Origin of the sequence: Delftia sp. ZNC0008, assembly GCF_000799035.1 — a bacterium.
Taxonomy (GTDB): Bacteria; Pseudomonadota; Gammaproteobacteria; order Burkholderiales; family Burkholderiaceae_C; genus Comamonas; species Comamonas tsuruhatensis.
Genome location: NZ_JTKZ01000595.1, coordinates 1 through 21403 on the forward strand (window position 1 = coordinate 1; position 21403 = coordinate 21403).

Annotated in this window: 22 protein-coding genes and 1 pseudogene; 13 read left to right on the forward strand and 10 right to left on the reverse strand. The window is 66.3% G+C overall.

The window, feature by feature from the left end; all coding sequences use genetic code 11:
- From L995_RS19565 to L995_RS19575, 3 genes and pseudogenes are all read right to left on the reverse strand, one after another.
- Positions 1-280 (reverse strand): annotated as a pseudogene (locus tag L995_RS19565) (CoA ester lyase); the annotation flags it as partial.
- Positions 277-1083, reverse strand: a complete 807-nt coding sequence (gene tam, locus L995_RS19570) for a trans-aconitate 2-methyltransferase (protein ID WP_047473101.1) — start codon at positions 1081-1083, stop codon at positions 277-279. The gene tam and the pseudogene L995_RS19565, both read right to left, overlap by 4 nt.
- 14 nt (positions 1084-1097) lie before the next feature.
- Entirely contained in the window at positions 1098-2084 is a 987-nt protein-coding gene (locus L995_RS19575; protein ID WP_012204349.1) for a malate dehydrogenase, read from the reverse strand.
- Positions 2085-2301: 217 nt separating this feature from the next.
- Here L995_RS19575 and L995_RS19580 point away from each other — a divergent pair, with 217 nt between their 5' ends.
- The 10 genes from L995_RS19580 to L995_RS19625 all read left to right on the forward strand — a co-directional run bounded on the left by L995_RS19580 (position 2302) and on the right by L995_RS19625 (position 11224).
- A complete protein-coding gene (locus L995_RS19580) occupies positions 2302-3090 on the forward strand; it encodes a GntR family transcriptional regulator (protein ID WP_016450201.1) in 789 nt (262 codons plus the stop codon).
- 134 nt (positions 3091-3224) lie between these two features.
- Complete coding sequence (gene sdhC, locus L995_RS19585; protein ID WP_016450200.1) at positions 3225-3647, forward strand: succinate dehydrogenase, cytochrome b556 subunit; 423 nt, start codon at positions 3225-3227, stop codon at positions 3645-3647.
- A 35-nt stretch (positions 3648-3682) separates the two neighbouring features.
- Entirely contained in the window at positions 3683-4048 is a 366-nt protein-coding gene (gene sdhD, locus L995_RS19590; protein WP_012204346.1) for a succinate dehydrogenase, hydrophobic membrane anchor protein, read from the forward strand.
- 33 nt (positions 4049-4081) lie between these two features.
- Entirely contained in the window at positions 4082-5887 is a 1806-nt protein-coding gene (gene sdhA, locus L995_RS19595; protein WP_016450199.1) for a succinate dehydrogenase flavoprotein subunit, read from the forward strand.
- Positions 5888-5914: 27 nt separating this feature from the next.
- A complete protein-coding gene (locus L995_RS19600) occupies positions 5915-6619 on the forward strand; it encodes a succinate dehydrogenase iron-sulfur subunit (protein WP_012204344.1) in 705 nt (234 codons plus the stop codon).
- The gene (locus L995_RS19605) at positions 6619-6918 is read left to right on the forward strand and encodes an FAD assembly factor SdhE (RefSeq protein ID WP_012204343.1); all 300 of its coding nucleotides are present in this window, start codon (positions 6619-6621) and stop codon (positions 6916-6918) included. The genes L995_RS19600 and L995_RS19605 overlap by 1 nt, the downstream gene beginning before the upstream one ends.
- Positions 6919-6943: 25 nt before the next feature.
- Positions 6944-8254 (forward strand): citrate synthase, encoded by a 1311-nt coding sequence (locus tag L995_RS19610; RefSeq protein ID WP_016450198.1) that lies wholly within the window; start codon positions 6944-6946, stop codon positions 8252-8254.
- Positions 8255-8494: 240 nt separating this feature from the next.
- Complete coding sequence (locus tag L995_RS19615; RefSeq protein ID WP_227469545.1) at positions 8495-9148, forward strand: peptidoglycan recognition protein family protein; 654 nt, start codon at positions 8495-8497, stop codon at positions 9146-9148.
- Positions 9145-9654 carry a hypothetical protein gene (locus L995_RS19620; protein ID WP_016450196.1) on the forward strand — a complete coding sequence of 170 codons (510 nt, stop codon included), beginning with the start codon at positions 9145-9147 and terminating at the stop codon, positions 9652-9654. The genes L995_RS19615 and L995_RS19620 overlap by 4 nt, the downstream gene beginning before the upstream one ends.
- A 253-nt stretch (positions 9655-9907) precedes the next feature.
- The gene (locus L995_RS19625; protein ID WP_047473103.1) at positions 9908-11224 is read left to right on the forward strand and encodes a DEAD/DEAH box helicase; all 1317 of its coding nucleotides are present in this window, start codon (positions 9908-9910) and stop codon (positions 11222-11224) included.
- An 11-nt stretch (positions 11225-11235) separates the two neighbouring features.
- Here the strand turns inward: L995_RS19625 and L995_RS19630 are convergent, their stop codons facing one another.
- Positions 11236-12273: a GlxA family transcriptional regulator gene (locus L995_RS19630; RefSeq protein WP_016450194.1), complete on the reverse strand. Its 1038-nt coding sequence runs from the start codon at positions 12271-12273 to the stop codon at positions 11236-11238.
- A 238-nt stretch (positions 12274-12511) separates the two neighbouring features.
- On the opposite strand from L995_RS19630, the gene L995_RS19635 reads away from it, so the two are divergent.
- Together L995_RS19635 and fghA are read left to right on the forward strand one after the other, a co-directional pair.
- A complete protein-coding gene (locus L995_RS19635) occupies positions 12512-13621 on the forward strand; it encodes an S-(hydroxymethyl)glutathione dehydrogenase/class III alcohol dehydrogenase (RefSeq protein ID WP_012204334.1) in 1110 nt (369 codons plus the stop codon).
- Positions 13622-13870: 249 nt separating this feature from the next.
- Positions 13871-14743 carry an S-formylglutathione hydrolase gene (gene fghA, locus L995_RS19640; RefSeq protein WP_046240405.1) on the forward strand — a complete coding sequence of 291 codons (873 nt, stop codon included), beginning with the start codon at positions 13871-13873 and terminating at the stop codon, positions 14741-14743.
- Between the two features lie 159 nt (positions 14744-14902).
- On the opposite strand, the gene phnX is transcribed toward fghA, so the two are convergent.
- Genes phnX through phnD form a run of 5 tightly spaced genes read right to left on the reverse strand, consistent with a single transcriptional unit; the run spans position 14903 to position 19561 of the window.
- Positions 14903-15751: a phosphonoacetaldehyde hydrolase gene (gene phnX, locus L995_RS19645; protein ID WP_047473105.1), complete on the reverse strand. Its 849-nt coding sequence runs from the start codon at positions 15749-15751 to the stop codon at positions 14903-14905.
- Between the two features lie 54 nt (positions 15752-15805).
- On the reverse strand, positions 15806-16894 hold the full coding sequence (gene psrA, locus L995_RS19650; RefSeq protein WP_047473107.1) for an iron-containing alcohol dehydrogenase PsrA: 1089 nt from the start codon (positions 16892-16894) through the stop codon (positions 15806-15808).
- 47 nt (positions 16895-16941) lie between these two features.
- Positions 16942-17787 carry a phosphonate ABC transporter, permease protein PhnE gene (gene phnE / locus L995_RS19655; RefSeq protein WP_016450190.1) on the reverse strand — a complete coding sequence of 282 codons (846 nt, stop codon included), beginning with the start codon at positions 17785-17787 and terminating at the stop codon, positions 16942-16944.
- A complete protein-coding gene (gene phnC, locus L995_RS19660) occupies positions 17787-18677 on the reverse strand; it encodes a phosphonate ABC transporter ATP-binding protein (RefSeq protein WP_047473108.1) in 891 nt (296 codons plus the stop codon). The genes phnE and phnC overlap by 1 nt, the downstream gene beginning before the upstream one ends.
- Complete coding sequence (phnD, locus tag L995_RS19665) at positions 18674-19561, reverse strand: phosphonate ABC transporter substrate-binding protein (RefSeq protein WP_047473110.1); 888 nt, start codon at positions 19559-19561, stop codon at positions 18674-18676. The genes phnC and phnD overlap by 4 nt, the downstream gene beginning before the upstream one ends.
- A gap of 181 nt (positions 19562-19742) precedes the next feature.
- On the opposite strand from phnD, the gene L995_RS19670 reads away from it, so the two are divergent.
- Positions 19743-20597 (forward strand): LysR substrate-binding domain-containing protein, encoded by an 855-nt coding sequence (locus L995_RS19670; protein ID WP_047473111.1) that lies wholly within the window; start codon positions 19743-19745, stop codon positions 20595-20597.
- Between the two features lie 39 nt (positions 20598-20636).
- On the opposite strand, the gene L995_RS19675 is transcribed toward L995_RS19670, so the two are convergent.
- Positions 20637-21403, reverse strand: a 767-nt coding sequence (locus L995_RS19675; RefSeq protein ID WP_047473114.1) for a fumarylacetoacetate hydrolase family protein, incomplete at its 5' end; no start/stop codon positions are given.

The window sequence follows — 21403 nt, forward strand, 5'->3', positions numbered from 1 at the left end:
CGCGGGCGCCGGGCGCGGCATCGCGCGCCAGCGAGGCCACCAGGCGCGCATGGGCCGCCTCCTGGCCCACGGGGGCACCGTCCTCGCAGTCCAGCGTGACGTCGAACACGCAGGTGCCGAACTCGGCCATCATCTCGGCCTGCAGCTGCAGGCTCTTGCGCATGCGCACTTCCACGCCGCTGTAGTGGTCGCAGACGGGCAGGTGCAGGGCACCGCCCTGCGCATCGAGCAGCACCTGGGCCGGGTGTGCGCGAGAGGGTGTGGACGTGGCGGCGGTCATGGCTTGCGCTGGGCGACGATGAACAGGCGGGGGAAGGCCAGCAGGCGCCGGCCGTCGGCGCGCACGCCGTAGGCGGCGTCCACGCGGTTTTCGTATTCGGTGAGGAAGTCGGCCTGCAGGGCTTCGGGCAGGCCCTCGACGAAAGGCTTGAGGCCGGTGCCGCGCAGCCACTGGACGATGGCGCCGGCCGAGTCCATGGGATGCTGGTAGACGGTGTGCCAGACATCGACGGCGCCGGCCTCGACGCCGGCCTGCTCCTGCGGTCCGGCCAGCAGGTCGTAGTAGCTGCGGATGGGCAGGATGTCGGCCCGCACCTTGGCGGCATCGCCGATGTAGGCGGCAAACTTGGGCAGGCTGGCGATCTCGCGCATCACGCGGTGCGTGGCTTCCTGCCGGTTGTCGGGCATCTGTATCGCCAGCACGCCCCCTGGCGCCAGTTGGGCGAACAGGCGGGGTATCAGCGTTTCATGCTCCCCCACCCACTGGAGGGAGGCATTGGCATAAATCAGGTCGGGAGCGCTCTCGCCGGGGGCGGGCGTCCAGCAAGCAATGTCGGCCAGCGCGAAGCGGGCCTCAGGCAGATGCTGGCGCGCGGTGGCCAGCATCGCCTGGGAGTTGTCTATGCCGGTGATCGTGGCACCGGCATAGCGCTGTGCAAGCAGCTCGGTGGAATTGCCCGGCCCGCATCCCAGGTCCACCACATGGCGGGCCTGGGCCAAGGGCACACGCGCCAGCAGCTCGGCTGCGGGGCGCGTACGCTCATTGGCGAAACGCAGGTAAAGCGCGGGATTCCAGTCGAGCATGGCTTGCCGGCGGCTTACAGCAGGTGCTTGACGCCGTCCTGTTCGCCTTGCAGCTCGGCCAGGGTCTTGTCGATGCACTCTTGCGAGAAGGCGTCGATTTCCAGGCCTTCGACGATCTTGTACTCGCCGTTCTCGGTGGTGACCGGGAAGCCGAAGACGATGCCGGCGGGGATGCCGTATTCGCCGTTGGAGGGCACGCCCATGGTGACCCATTCGCCGCCCGAGCCCAGGGCCCAGTCGCGCATGTGGTCGATGGCAGCGTTGGCAGCCGAGGCAGCCGAGGACAGGCCGCGCGCTGCAATGATGGCGGCGCCACGCTTGCCGACGGTGGGCAGGAACACGTCCTTGTTCCAGGCCTGGTCGTTGATCTTGGCCTTGACGCTTTCACCGTTGACGGTGGCGAAGCGGTAGTCGGCGTACATCGTGGGCGAGTGGTTGCCCCAGACGGTCAGCTTGCGGATGTCGCCGACCTTGAAACCGGCCTTGGCAGCCAGCTGCGATGCAGCGCGGTTGTGGTCCAGGCGCAGCATGGCGGTGAAGTTCTTGGCCGGCAGGTCCGGAGCCGACTTCATGGCGATGTAGGCGTTGGTGTTGGCGGGGTTGCCGACGACCAGCACCTTCACGTTGCGCGAGGCCACCGCGTTCAGCGCCTTGCCCTGGGCCGTGAAGATCTGTGCGTTGGCAGCCAGCAGGTCGGCACGTTCCATGCCGGGGCCGCGGGGACGCGCGCCGACCAGCAGGGCGTAGTCGGTGTCCTTGAAGGCTTGCAGGGGGTCGGAGTGGGCTTCGATGCCGGCCAGCAGGGGGAAGGCGCAGTCTTCGAGTTCCATGATCACGCCCTTGAGCGCGTTCTGGGCCTTCTCGTCGGGAATCTCCAGCAGTTGCAGAATGACGGGCTGGTCCTTACCCAGCATTTCGCCGGAGGCGATGCGAAACAGCAGGGCGTAACCAATTTGACCGGCGGCACCGGTGACGGCGACACGAACGGGCTTCTTGCTCATGATGAAACTCCAGGGATGGGGAAAAAATCAGGTGTTATCGGCGCCAGGTCGCACCAGCGTCAGAAACCAGCAGCCCGTGCTCCGCAAACAACGCGAAAGTGTACTCCCGATTTCGGAGCCCGGTCAATTTGTCTTATGTCTTATATAAGATATGATCGACGTCTGTTTCCAAGTCTTTCATCTGCGTCGCCGGGAGCCTCCCACCCCGAACTTTCCCATGCCAGCCCTGCCTCCCCTCGCCTCTGAAACCGCCGCTGCCACCATCGGCGCGGGCGCATCGACCCCGGCCTTCAGCCCGCTGTACCAGCAGATCAAGGGACTGATACTGCAAAGCCTTGAAGCAGGCGAATGGCGGCCCGGCGAGCTGATCCCCAGCGAGATGGAGCTGGCGGCGCGCTTTCGCGTGAGCCAGGGCACGGTGCGCAAGGCCATCGACGAGCTGGCCGCGGAAAACCTGGTGATGCGCCGCCAGGGCAAGGGCACCTTCGTGGCCACCCACGCGGCCCAGCATGTGCAGTACCGCTTCCTCAAGCTGCAGCCCGACGCCGGCGACCAGCAGGGCGAGGGCCGTGCCGAGCGCCGCATCATCGACTGCCGGCGCCTGCGCGCATCGGCCGACGTGGCGCGCGGCCTGGCGCTGCGCAGCGGCGATGCCGTGATGCACGTGCGCCGCGTGCTGTCGTTCTCCGCAATCCCGACCATTTTGGAAGACATCTGGCTGCCGGGCCACGCCTTCAAGGGCCTGACCGCCGAGCAGATGTCCGCCTACCAGGGCCCCACCTACGCCATGTTCGAGCTGGACTACGGCGTGCGCATGGTGCGCGCCGACGAAAAGATCCGCGCCGTCCTGCCCGAGGCCGAACAGGCCCTGCTGCTGGACGTGCCCAGCACCACGCCCCTGCTGAGCGTGGAGCGCACCGCTTACACATACAACGATGTTCCCATGGAGTTACGCCGTGGCCTGTACCGCACCGACACCCATCACTACCGCAACGCGTTGAGCTGAACGATCCGTTCCCCAGAGAAGCGGGCGAAAATACGCAATTCCCAGCAAAGCTGTTTTTATTGCATTGCAATAGAATTTTGCATCGCCGCCCCTGAGCGATTACGAAGCAGTTACATCCACGAAAGTACCCTGCCATGACTGAGCAAGCCAAAAAGCGGCCAGAGTTCCGCAACATCAACTTCTTCAAGGACCTCCCCACCTACCGGTTGCCGCCGGCCGGCATCGTGTCCATCCTGCACCGCATCAGCGGCCTGCTGATGTTCATCCTGCTGCCTTTCATCCTGTGGATGATGGACATGTCGCTGACCTCCGAGATCTCCTTCGACGGCTTCACCTCGGTTTTCGCGGGTCCCTTCGGATGGTTCCTCAAGCTCGTGTGCCTGGCATTGATCTGGGCCTACCTGCACCACTTCTGCGCCGGCCTGCGCCACCTGTTCATGGACGTGAACCACCATGCGGTCAACAAGCAGTTCGGCAAGACCTCCGCCCTGGTGGTGCTGGTGCTGAGCGTGGGCCTGACCCTGATCCTGGGCGCCAAGCTGTTCGGCCTGTACTGATAGACGATCTCCCCTCACGATAAGGAAAAAGAACCATGTCCGTGAATTACGGCTCCAAGCGCACCGTGGTCGGTGCGCACTACGGCATCCGCGACTGGATGGTGCAGCGCGTCACCGGCGTGCTGATGGCACTGTTCACCATCGTGCTGCTGGCCAAGCTGATCTTCAGCACCGGCTCCGTCGGCTATGACCTGTGGGCCGGCATCTTTGCCCCGCAGTGGATGAAGTTCCTGACCTTCGCCGTGATCGTCTCGCTGGCCTGGCACGTCTGGGTCGGCGTGCGCGACATCTGGATGGACTACGTCAAGCCCGTGGGCCTGCGCCTGGTGCTGAACGTTTTCACCCTGGTCTGGCTGGTCGGCTGCGCCGGCTGGGGCATCCAGATCCTGTGGCGTATCTGATAGAGACTCGGTCTCCACGATTGAAGGTTAAGAATGAGCTACTCCAAAGCAAACATCACCAAGCGCAAGTTTGACGTCGTCATCGTTGGCGCTGGCGGCTCCGGCCTGCGTGCCGCGCTGGAACTGTCGCGCGCCGGCCTGTCCGTGGCCTCGCTGTCCAAGGTCTTCCCCACGCGCTCGCACACCGTGGCCGCGCAGGGCGGCGTGTCCGCTTCGCTGGGCAACATGAGCGAAGACAACTGGCACTACCACTTCTACGACACCATCAAGGGCTCCGACTGGCTCGGCGACCAGGATGCGATCGAGTTCATGTGCCGCGAAGCGCCCAACGTCGTGATCGAGCTGGAACACTTCGGCATGCCGTTTGACCGCAACCCCGACGGCACCATCTACCAGCGTCCCTTCGGCGGCCACACGGCCAACTACGGTGAAAAGCCCGTGCAGCGCGCCTGCGCCGCGGCCGACCGTACCGGCCACGCCATGCTGCACACGCTGTACCAGCAGAACGTCAAGTCCAAGACCAACTTCTTCGTGGAGTGGATGGCACTGGACCTGATCCGCAACACCCAGGGCGACGTGGTCGGCGTGACCGCCATCGAACTGGAAACCGGCGACCTGTACGAGCTGCACGCCAAGGCCGTGCTGCTGGCCACGGGTGGCGCTGGCCGCATCTTCCAGGCATCGACCAATGCCTTCATCAACACCGGCGACGGCCTGGGCATGGCTGCACGCGCAGGCATCCCGCTGCAGGACATGGAGTTCTGGCAGTTCCACCCCACCGGCGTGGCCGGCGCGGGCGTGCTGCTGACCGAAGGCTGCCGTGGCGAAGGCGCCATCCTGCTCAACAGCGAAGGCGAACGCTTCATGGAGCGCTACGCTCCCACGCTGAAGGATCTGGCACCGCGTGACTTCGTGTCCCGCTCCATGGACCAGGAAATCAAGGAAGGCCGTGGCTGTGGTCCCAACAAGGACTACATCCTGATGAAGCTGGACCACCTGGGCGCCGACACCATCCGCAAGCGCCTGCCTTCGGTGGAAGAGATCGGCCACAACTTCGCCAACGTGGACATCACCAAGGAACCGATTCCCGTGGTGCCCACCATCCACTACCAGATGGGCGGCATTCCCACCAACATCAACGGCCAGGTCGTGGTGTGGGACGGCCAGCAGAACAACGTGGTCAATGGCCTGTATGCCGTGGGCGAATGCTCGTGCGTGTCGGTGCACGGCGCCAACCGCCTGGGCACGAACTCGCTGCTGGACCTGCTGGTTTTCGGCAAGTCGGCCGGCAAGCACATCGTGCAGTTCGTCAACGGCTTCGGCGACCACAAGCCCGTGCCGGCCGATGGCTCGGAGCGCACGCTCACGCGCCTGAACCAGCTCGACGACTCCAAGGAAGGCACCTACGCCCAGGACCTGGCTGGCGACATCCGCGCCACGATGCAGCAGCATGCCGGCGTGTTCCGCACGCAAAAGAGCATGGACGAAGGCGAAGTCAAGATCAACGCCATCCGCGAACGCGTGGGCTCCGTGACCCTCAAGGACAAGTCCAAGGTCTGGAACACCGCCCGCATGGAAGCGCTGGAAGTGGACAACCTGATCGAAGTGGCCCAGGCCACCATGATCTCGGCCGCTGCCCGCCACGAATGCCGCGGCGCCCACACCGTGTACGACTACGAGCATCCTGCCGACCACGCCGAGTTCCCGCTGGGCCGCAATGACAAGGAATGGCTCAAGCACACCCTGTGGTACAGCGCCACCAACAGCCTGGACTACAAGCCCGTGAACCTGAAGCCCCTCACGGTGGACAGCGTGCCGCCCAAGGTCCGCACGTTCTAATCCAGCAGCCCACGAGAGAACAGACAAATGAAGCGCACTTTCAAGATCTACCGCTACGACCCGGACAAGGATGCCAAGCCCTACATGCAGACCGTCGAGGTCGAGCTGGACGGCCACGAGCGCATGCTGCTGGACGCCCTGGTCAAGCTCAAGGAGATGGACCCCTCCATCTCGTTCCGCCGCTCCTGCCGCGAAGGCGTGTGCGGCTCGGACGCGATGAACATCAATGGCAAGAACGGCCTGGCCTGCCTGACGAACATGAAGACCCTGCAGGGCGACATCGTTCTCAAGCCCCTGCCCGGCCTGCCCGTGATCCGCGACCTGATCGTGGACATGACGCAGTTCTTCAAGCAGTACCACTCGATCAAGCCGTACCTGCAGAACGACAGCTTCGCGTCTCCCACCAAGGAACGCCTGCAGTCGCCTGAAGAGCGCGAAGAGCTCAACGGCCTGTACGAGTGCATTCTGTGCGCCAGCTGCTCCACCAGCTGCCCCAGCTTCTGGTGGAACCCCGACAAGTTCGTGGGCCCGGCCGGCCTGCTGCAGGCCTACCGCTTCATCGCGGACAGCCGCGACGAGGCCACGGGTGACCGCCTTGACAACCTGGAAGATCCGTACCGCCTCTTCCGTTGCCACACCATCATGAACTGCGTGGACGTGTGCCCCAAGCACCTGAACCCCACGCAGGCCATTGGCAAGATCAAGGAACTGATGGTCCGTCGGGCCATCTGATGACCATGACGAATACTCTGCTCGACGAACGCGAGCGAGACCTGCTGCGCTGGCGCTGCCGGCGCGGCCTGGTCGAGAACGACCTGTTCATCGCGCAGTTCTTCGCCACCTACGGAGACCAGCTCACGCGGAGACACGCGAGCGGTCTGTCTGCCTTGATGGACCTGGCAGACAACGACCTGATGGACCTCTTCTTGCGTCGCAAGGAGCCTGAAGGTGAACTCGATACCCAAGAAATCAGGGAAGTTCTGGAACTGGTGCGCAAGCGCAAGCCCGGTTCTCTCCCGCTAGTAGGCTAGGCAATCTAGAGAAGGAAGTTTGGAAATGAAACTCGCAGACAACAAAGCAACGCTGTCTTTCAGCAACGGCGCCCCCAGCGTCGAGCTGCCCGTCTACCAGGGCAACGTCGGTCCCGACGTGGTGGACATCCGCAAGCTGTACGCGCAGACCGGCATGTTCACCTATGACCCGGGCTTCCTCTCTACCGCCTCGTGCCAGTCCGCCATCACCTACATCGATGGCGACAAGGGCGAGCTGCTGTACCGCGGCTACCCCATCGAGCAACTGGCCAAGAACTGCGACTACCTCGAGACCTGCTACCTGCTGCTGTACGGCGAGCTGCCCAACGAGTCGCAGAAGGCCGACTTCGTCGAGCGCGTGACCAAGCACACCATGGTCAACGAGCAGATGCAGTTTTTCCTGCGTGGTTTCCGCCGTGACGCCCACCCCATGGCCGTCCTGACGGGTCTGGTCGGCGGCATGTCGGCCTTCTACCACGACAACATGGACATCAACAACGCCGAGCACCGCGACATCGCCGCGATCCGCCTGATCGCCAAGATGCCCACGCTGGTCTCCATGGCCTACAAGTACGGCATCGGTGCGCCGTACATGTACCCCAAGAACGACCTGAGCTACGCCGGCAACTTCATGCGCATGATGTTCGGCAACCCCTGCGAGGAGTTCAAGGTGAACCCCGTGGTCGAGCGCGCACTGGACCGCATCTTCATCCTGCACGCAGACCACGAGCAAAACGCCTCCACCTCCACCGTGCGTCTGTGCGGCTCGTCGGGCACCAACCCCTTCGCCGCCATCTCGGCCGGCGTGGCCTGCCTGTGGGGCCCTGCCCACGGCGGCGCCAACGAAGCCTGCCTGAACATGCTGGAATACCTGCAGGCCAACGGCGGCGTTGCCAAGGTCGGCGAGTTCATGGAACAGGTCAAGGACAAGAACAGCGGCGTCAAGCTGATGGGCTTCGGCCACCGCGTCTACAAGAACTACGACCCCCGCGCCAAGCTCATGCAGGAAACCTGCAATGAAGTGCTGGCCGAACTGGGCCTGGAAAAGGACCCCCTGTTCGCCCTGGCCAAGGAAGTCGAGAAGATCGCCCTGGAAGACGACTACTTCGTGCAGCGCAAGCTCTACCCGAACGTGGACTTCTACTCCGGCATCGTGCAGCGCGCCATCGGCGTGCCCGTGAACCTGTTCACCGGCATCTTCGCCCTGGCCCGCACCGTGGGCTGGATCGCCCAGCTCAACGAGCAGATGGCCGACCCCGAGTACAAGATCGGCCGTCCCCGCCAGCTGTTCACGGGCTCCGTGTCCCGCGACGTCAAGCCGATCGGCCAGCGCTGATCGCAGGTCCGGGCCTCAGCGGCCCGGCACCCAAAAGCCCCATGCCTTTGCATGGGGCTTTTTTCATGGGCGAGTCCACCGTTCCAGAAGGCCGCACCAGTCCTAGGAACACCATTCTGGCTATCGCGGCATGGATCTCGATTGATCACATCTACCCTAAGGTGACCGTTGACCCTCCCTGAAACGGGCTGGAGGCGCAGCGCAATGCCCGCTGCCGTTCAACGCAACCCCGGGACTCACATGCTTGTCGAAATCACCAAGGACGGAATGCTCATCCATGCGCGCGTCAAGAATGCGCGCAGCCCCGCCATCGAGAGAGGAAAGCGGACCGCCGCCATCACCGGCATCGTCGTGCACCAGACCGATGCCAACACGGCCCAGTCTTCGCTGAACAGCTACAAAAACCCGAAGGCCAATGCGGCACACTTTCTCATCGACAAGGACGGAACCATCTACCAGACGGCGGCCATCTACCAGCGCACCAACCATGTGGGCCCGCTGAAGGCGAGATGCCTGCTTGTGGGGAAATGCAGGGCCAAGGACTATGAAGGAGCAGGCGTAAAGGGAATGCACCGCATCGAGATGATGAAAGCCCCTGGCGATCGCTATCCGAGCAACATGGAAGCCATAGGCATCGAGATGGTTGGCAGGGCTGTGCTGCCGAAAGGGTTCAAGCCCCCTCAGCGACGAAAGGAACTGAGTCCGGAAGGGATTCGGGGAGAATTTGGCGTCTACCCCACACCGACTGAGGCACAAAACCGTGCTCTGACATGGCTGGTTGAAGCACTGCAAGATTCCATGCAACTATCGCCCAGTGAAGTCTTCAAGCACCCTGAAGTAAGCCGGAAGAACCTGTCCGAGGCAGAAGGCGCAAACTGGGAAATGGCACCATGAGCTTCATTTTCTTTCGCACTGTGACTGTGATTTCGGCCATGGCCATGGCATCGATGCTCCATGCGGCCGATGCCAGATACCCAGTCAGGCAAGTACAGAAAATCGACATCATCGAGCCCTCAGGCGGCTCTTCTTGGGAAGACAAGAACTGGCTTGATTGCAACGATGTGATATTGACCGAAGAGGATGTGCGATATGCGCTGCAGCACATGCGCAAAATTTCAGAGAAGCACTACTTCGGTGAATATATGGAAAGAACAGGGTGTTCAGGAGGAGCGTCCGTCAAGTTCAAGAGCGGAAAAATCATCGTCATGGGAATCGAACCCACAGGACGTATTAATCTTTTCGAGGCCAACAAAAAGCTGGACCCTATTGGAGTACCTGGAAGCTTCTACGACTGCCAACCCTGCAACAAACGCAAGATGGACCTGCTGCAGGACGCCCTGGACCGCGCAACCGAACGACGGCTCAAGGAGCTGAAGAGGCAGGGACGACTTCCTCCATGAGCCGCCTCCATTCGATCTTCTGGGCACTCATTTCGGCGATGCCCGATCCCTGGGCATGCACGCGCCACCGGCCCAGCTGCAACGGCAGGTGGCCTGGTGAATGGCCCGCTGGCCGGCTGCGCCGCCTGGCCTGACAGCCGGGCCAAGCCCCCTGCTTCACGCAGCGGCGCGGTTTCGCCGACAATGCCCCCCCGGCCCTCGTGGCCGGGCCTTTCTTGCGCCGGGGTTCCGGCCCCAGCCACTCCTGCACACCATGAACTTTGCCTCCCTCGGCCTGAGCCCGGCGCTGGTCTCCAGCCTCCAAGACCTGGGCTTGGTCGATCCCACGCCCATACAGACCCAGTCCATCGCCCCCGTGCTTGCGGGCCGCGACCTCTGGGCCTGTGCGCCCACGGGCTCGGGCAAGACGGCCGCCTACCTGCTGCCGCTGCTGCAGCGCTGGATGGATGGCGGCAAGGCCCAGGGTGCCCAGGGCGGCTTTGTGCGAACCCTGACCACGCTGATCGTGGTGCCCACGCGCGAGCTGGCCCAGCAGGTGGGCGAGACGCTGTCCGACCTGGGCCGCGCGCTCAAGCAGCCACCGCGCATCGGCGTGGTCTATGGCGGCGTGTCCATCAACCCGCAGATGATGATGCTGCGCGGCAGTGCCGACTTCCTGGTGGCCACGCCGGGCCGCCTGCTGGACCTGGTGGAGCACAACGCCGTGCGCCTGTCCGCCGTGCGCCACCTGGTGCTGGACGAGGCCGACCGCCTGCTGGACCTGGGCTTCCAGGACGAGCTGCAGCGCGTGCTGGCCCTGCTGCCGAAGCAGCGCCAGACCCTGCTGTTCTCGGCCACCTATCCCGATGCCGTGCAATCGCTGGCCACAGGCCTGCTGCACGATCCCGTTCAGGCCCGCGTCGATGCCGCCGAAGGCCAGGATGCCGACAGCCCCCAGAGCATTGCCCAGCGCGCCATTGCCGTGGACCGTGCGCGCCGCACCCAGCTGCTGCGCACACTGGTACAGGGGGAGACGGCGCCCGGCACCGACCCCGCCACGCTGGAGCGCGCCCTGGTCTTCGTGGCCACGCGCCACACGGCCGAACTGGTGGCGGAAAAGCTCTACAAGGCCGGCATCTTCGCCACGGCCTTCCATGGCGACCTGAGCCAGGGCGCACGCAAGGAAGCGCTGGCCGACTTCAAGGCCAGGCGCTGGCAGGTGATGATCACCACCGACCTGGCGGCGCGCGGCATCGATATCACCCAGCTGCCCCTGGTCGTCAACTACGACCTGCCGCGCTCGGCCACCGACTATGTGCACCGCATCGGCCGCACGGGCCGGGCGGGCGAGGATGGCACGGCCATCAGCTTTGTCACGCCGGCCGACCAGGCGCACTGGGCGCTGATCTGCAAGCGCAACCAGCTGGACCTTGAACTGGAGCAGTTGCCGGGCTTCGAGCCCACCGAGCCCGTGCCGCCGCCCCCGGTGGCCCAGGACGGCAACGGCGGCATCAAGGGCCGCCGCCCAAGCAAAAAAGACAAGCTGCGTGCCGCGGCCGCCGAAGCAGCCGAGACCGCAAAAAAGAACTGAGCGTTTCCGGTTCAGCCCGCGCCGCCGCGCCCGCCAAAGCGATCCCGGTACGCCACCGGGGTAATGCCCAGGTGGCGCACGAACAGGTGGCGCAGCGCCTGCTCCGAGCCCAGGCCCACGCGCGCGGCCACGGTCTTGAGCGGCAGATGGGCCTGGCTTTCCAGCAGTTGCTTGGCCGCCTCCAGCCGCGCGCTCTCCACAAAGGCCGTGGGGCTTTGCCCGGTTTCCTGCTGGAACACGCGGCGCAGGTGCCGCTCGCTCATGTGCGCCTGCTCGGCCATCTGCGCAAGGGTCAGAGGCTCGGCCAGATGGGCCATCACCCACTGCTGCACGGCCTGCACGCCGCCGTGCTGCGCGGCCTGGGCCGCCAGCGGCACGCTGAACTGCGACTGGCCACCGGGACGCTTGAGGTACATGACCAGGTCACGCGCCACCTCCAGCGCCAGCGCGTGGCCGAAATCCTCTTCCACCACGGCCAGGGCCAGGTCGATGCCGGCCGTCACGCCGGCCGAGGTCCACAGTTGGCGGCTGCCTTCGCCATCGCGGATCTCCTCGCGCAGGTAGATGGCATCGGCATCGACCTGCACGCGCGGATGGCGCTGGGCCAGTTGCGCCGTCACGCTCCAGTGCGTGGCCGCGCGCCGGCCGTCCAGCAAGCCCGCCTCGGCCAGGAAGAAGCTGCCCGAGCACAGCGCAATCAGCCGCTGCACGCGCGGCGCCACGCGGCCCAGCCAGGCGACCAGCTCGGCCGAGCCGCCCAGCACCTGCTCGATATGGCGCGAGCCCACGACGACCACGGTGCAGCCCATGCCTGCAGCCTCCAGCCCGGCCAGCGTATGCGTGGCCTCCAGCGACATCAGCGTGTCCGAGCGCACGGGCCCTTGCCGCTGCGAGACCACGCGCACCTCGTAGCCGTCGCTCTGGCCCCGCGCGCGCAGGTGCACGTTGGCATAGTCGAACACCGACATGGGCCCTATGGCCTCCAGCGCCTTGAAGCCGGGGTAGACGACAAGATCGATGCGGTGGGCGCTGGCGTGGCGGTGGTCCATGGGAAACGGCGGGCTCGGAGGCGGTCAGGGTGGAAAGAATGGGGCGGACTATACGAAAAGACGCAAGCACCCACGGCCAGCAGGCCCGGCCGACGCCGGCCACACCCCTCAGATTCGGACATATCACCTGAGGCTGCGGCCATGATGTGGCCGGGCCGCCCGGCCATGGCCTACATTCAAGGCTTCGCGGAGCGCGCGCACTGCCGCTCCTGAGCCACCCCGACAGAAAGACACGCCCATGAAATCCAAAGCCGCCGTCGCCTTCAAGGCTGGAGAACCCCTGCAGATCGTCGAGATCGACGTGGCCCCCCCGAAGAAGGGCGAGGTCCTGATCAAGATCACCCACACCGGCGTCTGCCACACCGACGCGTTCACGCTGTCGGGCGACGACCCCGAAGGCATCTTCCCCGCCGTGCTCGGCCATGAAGGCGCGGGCATCGTCGTCGAGGTCGGCGAAGGCGTGACCAGCGTCAAGCCCGGCGACCACGTCATCCCGCTGTACACCGCCGAATGCGGCGAATGCCTGTTCTGCAAGAGCGGCAAGACCAACCTGTGCGTTTCCGTGCGCGCCACCCAGGGCAAGGGCGTGATGCCCGACGGCACCACGCGCTTTTCGTACAACGGCGAGCCCATCTACCACTACATGGGCTGCTCCACCTTCAGCGAATACACCGTGGTCGCCGAAGTCTCGCTGGCCAAGATCCACCCCGATGCCAACCCCGAGCAGGTCTGCCTGCTGGGCTGCGGCGTGACCACGGGCCTGGGTGCCGTCAAGAACACCGCCAAGGTCCAGGAAGGCGACACCGTGGCCGTGTTCGGCCTGGGCGGCATCGGCCTGGCCGTGATCCAGGGCGCCAAGCTGGCCAAGGCCGGCCGCATCATCGCCGTGGACACCAACCCCTCCAAGTTCGACCTGGCCCGTACCTTCGGCGCCACCGACTGCGTGAATCCCAAGGATTTCGACAAGCCCATCCAGCAGGTCATCGTCGAGATGACGGGCTGGGGCGTGGACCACAGCTTCGAGTGCATCGGCAACGTCAACGTGATGCGTGCCGCCCTGGAATGCGCGCACCGCGGCTGGGGCCAGTCGGTCATCATCGGCGTGGCCGGCGCGGGCCAGGAAATCTCCACACGCCCCTTCCAGCTGGTGACGGGCCGCAAGTGGCTGGGCACGGCCTTCGGCGGCGTCAAGGGCCGCAGCGAGCTGCCCGGCATGGTCGAGCAGGCCATGAGCGGCGAGATCCAGCTGGCCCCCTTCGTCACGCACACCATGGGCCTGCCGGAGATCAACGAGGCTTTTGACCTGATGCACGAAGGCAAGTCCATCCGCTCCGTCGTCGTGTACTGAAGCTCCCCCTGAGGCGCTGCGCGCCCTCCCCCGTTGCACGGCGCCTCTCTACTCGCTACGCGAGGGAGGGGGACGATGCCCTCGGCTGGGCGCCCCCGCCGCGAGGCGGCTCTTGCTCGGCGCCTCTCGCCTGGGCAGCGCCAGTTTCATGGGCCGTTGACCGTGTATAGCGTATCAACTCCCATCTTTGAATGCTGCACGCACCGCTTGCCAAGGTGCTCGTAGCATTTTTCTTTTTTGAGGAACACCATGTCCGCACTGCCGCCCCTGGAACTCAAGAACGCCCATGCCTGCTTCGGCGGCGCACAGCGTTTCTACGAGCATTTCTCCGCCGAGATCGGCCTGAACATGAAGTTCTCGGTCTTCCTGCCGCCCAAGGCCGTGGCCGGCGAGAAGGTGCCCGCCGTGCTCTATCTGGCCGGGCTGACCTGCACCGAAGAGACCTTCATGACCAAGGCCGGCGCCCAGCGCCTGGCCGCCGAGCTGGGCATCGCCCTGATCGCGCCCGACACCAGCCCGCGCGGCGCAGGCCTGCCCGGCGAGGCCGATGCCTGGGACTTCGGCGTGGGCGCGGGCTTCTACCTGGACGCCACCACCAGGCCCTGGGCACTGCACTGGCGCATGGAAAGCTATCTGCTGGGCGAGCTGCTGCCGCTGATCGCCGCGCGCCTGCCCATCGACGCGCAGCGGCTGGGCATCTTCGGCCACTCCATGGGCGGCCACGGCGCGCTCACGCTGGCGCTGCGCCATCCGGGCCGCTTCAAGAGCCTGTCGGCCTTCGCGCCCATCGCCAACCCCGTCAACTGCCCCTGGGGCCAGAAAGCCTTCTCAGGCTATCTGGGCGATGACCGCAAGGCTTGGGAAGCGCATGACGCCAGCTGCCTGATGGCCGCCCAGACCCAGGCGCCCTACCCGGCCGGCATCCTCGTGGACCAGGGCCTGGCCGACAAGTTCCTGATCGAAAAGCAGCTGCTGCCCGAAGCCTTCGAGGCCGCCTGCGCCCAGGCCGGCCAGCCGCTGACGCTGCGCCGCCACGGGGGCTACGACCACGGCTACTACTTCATCCAGAGCTTCATTGATGACCATCTGCGCCATCATGCAGAGCAGTTGAGTACCCCCTGAGGCGCTTCGCGCCTTCCCCCGTGTGCACGGCGCCCTCTCTCGCTTCGCGGGAGGGGGACGACGCCATCGCCGCGAGGCGGCTCTTGCTCGGCGTCCCTGTTTTTTTGGCCGCGCCAGTTTCAAAGGGTGATAAGCCCAACAGGTGCAGGGCAGCTTGCCTCAACCTGGCCTATGGCCAGCGCGCATGTCCTGCGCAATACGCTCCAGTACCTGCGGCAGGTTCTTGACGCTGGCGATCACGTGGTGGGCGCCGGCTGCGCGCAGCTTGGCTTCGGCGCGGGCCACGCGCTCGCGCACTTCTTCGGCGGGGGCGGCGGCCAGTTCGGCGGGGGAGTAGCCGACTTCGTTGCCGGACAGGGTCAGGCCCACGGTCCACATGCCGGCGTTGCGGCCTTCCTCGATGCCGGGCACGGTGTCGTCCACCTTCACGCAGGCGCGCACGTCGCCGATGCCCAGCGCCAGCACATTGGCCAGCGCCATGAAGGGGCCGGGGCGGCCGCCTGCAGCCATTTCATCGCCGGCCACCACATGGTCAGGAGCCAGGCCGTTGGCCGCTGCCTGCGGCAGCAGCTGGTTCAGGACTTCACGCGGATAGCCCGAGCACGAGCCCACCTTCAGGCCCTGCGCGCGCAGCCAGCCCAGCAGCTCGGGCGCGCCTTCGATGGGTGCCGAGAACTCGCCGACCTTGGCGATCTGCATGGGCATGAAGCGGGCGTAGATGGCGTCCACGTCGGCGTCGCCAGGCGGCTGGCCGAAGGCCTTGTGCCATTGCGCGCGGATGCCTTCGTCCTGCAGCAGCTCGTGGATGTGCTGCCATTTGGACAGGCCCATGGGGCCGCGTGCCTGGGCCAGGGTGATGGTGATGCCGAAGCTGGCAAAGGCCTCGACAAAGATCTGCGTGGGCGCCAGCGAGCCGAAATCGACCAGGGTGCCGGCCCAGTCGAAGATGACGGCCTGCAGCGGCGACAGATCGGCGGCGGCGGCGGTGGAGACGGTGGTGTGGTTCATGGTGCTTTTTGACTAGGAAAGAGGTTCAAACAGAAGAGGGCCGCACGCGCCTGTTCATTCCAGCGTGCGGATGAAATTGCGCCCGCGCGGGCCGGATGCGGCCGACTGCAGCAGCTGCTGCCACTCATCCCCAGGCACGCCGTAGTGGGCGGGATCGGTGGCCACGCCCAGGCCTTCGAGGAAGTTGCGCAGGCGCTGCACGGCCAGCTCGCCCGTGGCGGCATCGAAGATGGACAGCAGGGCCGCATCGGCCTCATCGTCAGCGCCCAGGGCCATCTCCAGCACCAGCGGCAGGCTGAACGAGCAGGCAATGCCGTGGGCCACGCCATGGCGCAGCGTGATGTCGTAGGACAGCGAATGCGCCAGCGCCGTGCGGGTGTTGGAGAAGGCCAGGCCGGCCATCAGGGCGGCCTCGGCCATGCGGCTTCGCAGCGGCAGGCTGCCGAGGTCCTGCATCAGCGCGGGCAGCGTGGCCAGGGTGCGGCGCGCGGCGCCCACGGCCAAGGTGGTGGAGACGGGATTGCGGTGCCGGTTCCAGATGGACTCCAGCGCATGCGACAGCGCATCCAGCCCCGAGGCCAGCGTGGCGCCGGCCGGCAGGCTTTGCATGAGCTGCGCGTCGATGATGGCGGCCTCGGGCCAGGTCCAGTGCTGGTGCAGCGAGTGCTTGCGGCCAGCGGCCTGGTCCCAGATCGTGGCCCAGGGCGTGACCTCGCTGCCCGTGCCGGCCGTGGTGGGAATGGCGATCAACGCCTTGTGGCCTGCGGCCGGCAGGGCCAGCCCATGCTCCAGGGCCTGCAGCAGTTCGCCGAAACGCCGCGTGGGCGTGGCGCACATCAGCGCCTTGGCCGAGTCGATGGCGCTGCCGCCGCCCAGGGCCACGATGCACGGGACCTCGGCGTATTCGCGGTGCACGCGGTCATACAGCGGGGCCAGCCACTGCACATCGGGGTTGGGCGCAATGCCGTCCACCACGCCGCGCAGCTGGCTGCCCAGCCGTTGGCGCAGTTGCTGCACCAGGCCCAGGGATTCGGCCTCGGGAAACGTCACCAGCAGGCAGTCGCGCCCGGCCAGCAGCTCGGGCAGGCGGTCCAGGCGGCCGGGGCCGGCATGGATGGCAACGGGGTTGTGATAGGTCCACACAAATCGGTCCTTTGAATGAAACGGGGGCGCCGGGAAAAGCGCTGCCCTCAATGGCGGGTGCCCTGCTGGATGCGGCGGCGCAGCCAGTGGGAGACGAGATCGGCGGCGATCACCATCACGGTGATGACCACGATGCAGGTGGCCGTCTCCTGGTAGCGGAACAGCTTGAGGCTGCCGACCAGCTCGAACCCCAGCCCGCCCGCGCCCACCATGCCCAGCACCGTGGCCGAGCGCAGATTGACCTCGAAGCGGTAGAGCACGACCGCGATCCAGGCCGTGATGGCCTGCGGTATCACGCCGAAGACGATGAGCTGCAATTGCGTGGCGCCTGCGCTGCGCAGGGCCTGCAGCGGGCCGTCGTCGATCTCTTCGATGCTCTCGGCGAAGAACTTGCCCAGCATGCCCATGCCATGCAGGGCCAGGGCCAGCACGCCGGGAAACGGCCCCAGGCCCACGGCCGAGACAAAGACCAGCGCCAGGATCAGCTCGTTGATGCTGCGCACCACGTTCAGGAACTGACGCGTGATGCGCCGCAGCCAGTGCCAGCCATGCAGGTTGCTGGCCGCGATGAAGGACAGCGGCAGCGCCAGCACCACGGACAGCAGCGTGCCCCAGATGGCGATCTGCACCGTCTCCAGCGCGGGCGCCATCAGGCGCGGCAGCATGCTCCAGTCCGGCGGCACGGAGCGCGCCACGAAATCCGCGATCTGGGGCATGCCTGCCGCCAGTTCGCCCCAGCTCATCTGCGCGCCGCCCGCGCTCCAGTGCAGCACCCAGGCGATGGCCAGGGCCGCAGCCGCATAGCCTGTCCAGCCCAGGGTGCCGTGGGGGCGCGGCGCGGTCCATTGCCAGCGGTCGCGCGGCTCGGGGCTCCAGGAGTTGGCGCTGGTCATCACAGTCCTCCTGCGGGCGCGCTGGCCCGCATCCACGAGGCAGGCACCGGCGCCTGCGCCTGCAGGCCTGCAGGCCCTATGGCCGCCGTGCCCGGAGGTGTGTCCGGTTCTGCGCCCTGCCCTGCGCCCTGTCCTGCTCCTTGCCCTGCAGTGGGCTGCGCATGGTAGATGGCCTGCAGCGCGGCCTCGTCCAGCGCCTGCGGCGATCCGTCATAGACCATGCGGCCCTGGGCCAGGCCCAGCACGCGGTCGCCGAACTCCCGCGCGTAGTCCACCTGGTGCAGGTTGCAGACCACGGCAATGCCCAGCTCGCGCGTGGCATCACGCAGGTACTGCAGCACGCTGCGCGCGGTCTTGGGGTCCAGGCTGGCCACGGGCTCGTCGGCCAGGATGACCTGGGGCTGCTGGGCCAGCGCGCGGGCAATGCCCACGCGCTGCATCTGCCCGCCCGACAGCGCCTCGGTGCGTTCCAGCGCCTTGTGGGCCAGGCCCACGCGCTCCAGGCACTGGTCGGCCAGGCGAATATCGCTTTCGCGGAACAGCTGCAGCACCGAGGCCAGGGTGCCGGTCTGGCCCAGGCGCCCGGTCAGCACGTTCTTGCGCACCGACAGGCGCGGCACCAGGTTGTGGTGCTGGAAGACCATGGCCACGTGGCGAGCCAGCTCGCGCCGGCTGTGCCTGCCGCCGCCCAGCATCAGGTCCATGCCGCCCACCTCCAGCGTGCCGCTGTCGGCGCGGGCCAGGCCGTTCATGCAGCGCAGCAGCGTGGACTTGCCGGCCCCCGACAGGCCCAGCATGACGACGAACTCGCCGGGCTGCACATCCAGGTCGATGCCATGCAGCACATGGTTGCTGCCATAGCTCTTGCGCAATTGGCGGATGCGGATCATTTCATGCTCCCGAGGTCCAGCTTCAGGGCCTTGGCCGTCTGGCGCACCACGTCGTAGGCCTTGTCATCCGTGGCCGCGAAGCCGTCGAGCACGCCCTGGTCACCCCAGGGCAGGTCCTTGACCTCGGCCAGGGCCGCAGCCACCTTCTGCTTGGTGCCGGCGTCCAGGTTCTTGCGCCAGGTCATGGGCGACTCGGGGATGGGCTGGGAGCGCCAGACGATCTGGAAGTCCTCGCGCTTGACCAGGCCCTTGTTCACGGCCGAGTCGAAGATGCGGTCGGCCACGGCCGCCGCATCCACCTTGCCGTTGGCCACGGCCATGATGCTGGCGTCGTGCGAGCCCGAGAAGATCACGCGCGAAAAGCCCTTGTCCGCATCGAAGCCCTCGGCCATCAACCCCGCCTTGGGAAACAGGTGGCCCGACGCCGAGGTCGGGTCCACAAAGGCAAAGCTGCGGCCCTTGAGATCGGCCACGCTGGCCGGGCCCTTGTCCTTGCGGGAGATCACCATGCTGTGGTACGCGCTCTTGCCCGTCTTCTTGGTCACGGCCACGGCAAAGGCCTCGGCGCCTGCCACCTGGCTGGCCAGCACGTACGAGAACGGGCCGAGGAAGGCGATGTCGATCTTGTTGGAGCGCAGCGCCTCGATCACGCCGTTGTAGTCATTGGCCACGAAGGGCCGCACCTTCATGCCGGTGCGGGTGGCCAGCTGGTCCATGACCTGCTGGCTGGCGCGGATCATGGCCTGCGCGTCCTCCGAAGGGATCAGGCCCACGCGCAGCTCGGCGCTCTGGGCAAAGGCGGCAGTGGTAGCGGTGGCGGCGGTGGCGGCCAGGGCCAGCACGGCACCGGCATGGCGCAGCCAGGTCTTGCGGTTCATCTTCATGGGAGCGTTCCTTTGCATCAGGTCAGGCACATCGGCAGATCGGTGGATCCGTGAATCGCCGGCCAAATCGCCAGGCGGGTGGGGATGGCTGAATGCTAGGAGCGACATATTTCTGCCATGTGAAAGTTTCAGAATCGGTTTTGACAGCATCCATAGACAAAACCTTGAGATACCGACTTTCGTGAGCAACGCCCGCTACCGCGCCTTCATCGCCGTCGCCCACCACGGCAGCCTCAGCGCCGCCGCCCGCGCACTGGGCGTGAGCCAGCCCACCATCTCCACGCAGATCGCCACGCTGGAGCGCCAAAGCCAGATCGAGCTGTTCCACCGCCGCGGCTACCGCATGACGCTCACTGGCGCAGGCGCCAGACTGCTGCCCATGGCGCAGAAAATCATGGCGCTGGAGGCCGAGGCCGAATTCTTCCTGCGCGACTCGGGGCAGTTGCACCAGGGCGAGCTCAAGATCGGCGCCGTGGGGCCCTTCCATGTGATCGAAATGGTGGCCGCCTACCGCGCACGGCACCCGGGCATGCAGCTGTCCATCCGCATGGGCAACTCGCAGCAGGTGCTGGCCGACCTGGAACGCTACGACACCGACGTGGCCGTGCTCGCCGGCCTCTACGACCGCCCGGAGCTGCTGGCACGCGAGTACGCGCGCCACGCCATCGTGCTGTTCGCCCATGTGGCCCATCCCTTCGCGCGGCGCAGCGAAATCGCGCTGTCCGAACTGCAGGGCCAGCCTTTGCTGCTGCGCGAGCACGGCTCGACCACGCGCACCGCGCTGGAATCGGTGCTGCAGGCCGCCGGCGTGCAGCCGCGCACCGAACTGGAGATCGGCAGCCGCGAAGCCATACGCGAAGCCGTGGCGCGCGGCCTGGGACTGGGCGCCGTGTCCGAAGCCGAATTCATCCCCGACCCGCGCTTTCGCCCGCTGCGCATCGCGGGCGACCCGGCCAGCACCACCACCTATGTCTATTGCATGCGCGAGCGCAGCGACAGCCTGCTGGTGAGGTCGTTCATGGACGCGTCACAGTGATCAGCCGATGCCGCAGACGCTGCAGCTCGCAGCTCGCCGTCAGTCCAGGGCCGGCGCATCGACGATCGGATTGCGGAGAATTCCGATGCGCTCCACCTCCACCTCGCAGACATCGCCCGCCTTCATCCAGACCTGGGGGCTGCGCGCCAGACCGACGCCCGAGGGCGTGCCCGTGATGATGATGTCGCCAGGCTGCAGCGCCATGCCCTGCGAGCAGGCCGCGACCAGGGTGGCCACATCGAAGATCATGTCGCGCGTATTCGCGTCCTGCAGCACCTGGCCGTTGAGCCGGCACTGGATGCGCAGGCCGGCCGCGCCCGGCGGCAGTTCGTCGGCGGTGACGAACTCGGGTCCGAAACCGCCGCTGCGGTCGAAGTTCTTACCCCACAGCCACTGGGCGGAGCGAACCTGGTAGTCGCGCACCGACCCATCGTTGAACAGCGAGTAGCCGGCCACATGCTCCAGCGCGCGGGCCTTGTCGATATAGCGCCCGGCCTTGCCGATCACCGCCACCAGCTCGGCCTCGTAGTCGAACTGGGTGGACACAGGCGGGCGCTCCAGCGCCTGCCCATGCGCCACCCACGAGGAGGCATAGCGCTGGAAGATGACAGGATGCCGGGGCAGCTCGAAATGGCTCTCGGCGGCATGGTCCACGTAGTTGAGCCCTATGGCGAAAGCCTTGGACGGGTTGAGCACGGGCGGCAGGATCTCCAGCCCCTGCAGGGACAAACGCTTGCTGGCCGCGGCGGCCGCCTGTTGCGCGGCCTGCAGGCCGTGGGGCCCTTGCGCGAGCAATTCGTCCAGTG

Excerpts from the sequence above, each read along its gene's own strand:
- tam (WP_047473101.1), bottom strand. The coding sequence starts at position 1,083 with ATGCTCGACTGGAATCCCGCGCTTTACCTGCGTTTCGCCAATGAGCGT.
- L995_RS19575 (WP_012204349.1), bottom strand. The coding sequence starts at position 2,084 with ATGAGCAAGAAGCCCGTTCGTGTCGCCGTCACCGGTGCCGCCGGTCAA.
- L995_RS19580 (WP_016450201.1), top strand. The coding sequence starts at position 2,302 with ATGCCAGCCCTGCCTCCCCTCGCCTCTGAAACCGCCGCTGCCACCATC.
- sdhC (WP_016450200.1), top strand. The coding sequence starts at position 3,225 with ATGACTGAGCAAGCCAAAAAGCGGCCAGAGTTCCGCAACATCAACTTC.
- sdhD (WP_012204346.1), top strand. The coding sequence starts at position 3,683 with ATGTCCGTGAATTACGGCTCCAAGCGCACCGTGGTCGGTGCGCACTAC.
- sdhA (WP_016450199.1), top strand. The coding sequence starts at position 4,082 with ATGAGCTACTCCAAAGCAAACATCACCAAGCGCAAGTTTGACGTCGTC.
- L995_RS19600 (WP_012204344.1), top strand. The coding sequence starts at position 5,915 with ATGAAGCGCACTTTCAAGATCTACCGCTACGACCCGGACAAGGATGCC.
- L995_RS19605 (WP_012204343.1), top strand. The coding sequence starts at position 6,619 with ATGACCATGACGAATACTCTGCTCGACGAACGCGAGCGAGACCTGCTG.
- L995_RS19610 (WP_016450198.1), top strand. The coding sequence starts at position 6,944 with ATGAAACTCGCAGACAACAAAGCAACGCTGTCTTTCAGCAACGGCGCC.
- L995_RS19615 (WP_227469545.1), top strand. The coding sequence starts at position 8,495 with ATGCTTGTCGAAATCACCAAGGACGGAATGCTCATCCATGCGCGCGTC.
- L995_RS19620 (WP_016450196.1), top strand. The coding sequence starts at position 9,145 with ATGAGCTTCATTTTCTTTCGCACTGTGACTGTGATTTCGGCCATGGCC.
- L995_RS19625 (WP_047473103.1), top strand. The coding sequence starts at position 9,908 with ATGAACTTTGCCTCCCTCGGCCTGAGCCCGGCGCTGGTCTCCAGCCTC.
- L995_RS19630 (WP_016450194.1), bottom strand. The coding sequence starts at position 12,273 with ATGGACCACCGCCACGCCAGCGCCCACCGCATCGATCTTGTCGTCTAC.
- L995_RS19635 (WP_012204334.1), top strand. The coding sequence starts at position 12,512 with ATGAAATCCAAAGCCGCCGTCGCCTTCAAGGCTGGAGAACCCCTGCAG.
- fghA (WP_046240405.1), top strand. The coding sequence starts at position 13,871 with ATGTCCGCACTGCCGCCCCTGGAACTCAAGAACGCCCATGCCTGCTTC.
- phnX (WP_047473105.1), bottom strand. The coding sequence starts at position 15,751 with ATGAACCACACCACCGTCTCCACCGCCGCCGCCGCCGATCTGTCGCCG.
- phnE (WP_016450190.1), bottom strand. The coding sequence starts at position 17,787 with ATGACCAGCGCCAACTCCTGGAGCCCCGAGCCGCGCGACCGCTGGCAA.
- phnC (WP_047473108.1), bottom strand. The coding sequence starts at position 18,677 with ATGATCCGCATCCGCCAATTGCGCAAGAGCTATGGCAGCAACCATGTG.
- phnD (WP_047473110.1), bottom strand. The coding sequence starts at position 19,561 with ATGAAGATGAACCGCAAGACCTGGCTGCGCCATGCCGGTGCCGTGCTG.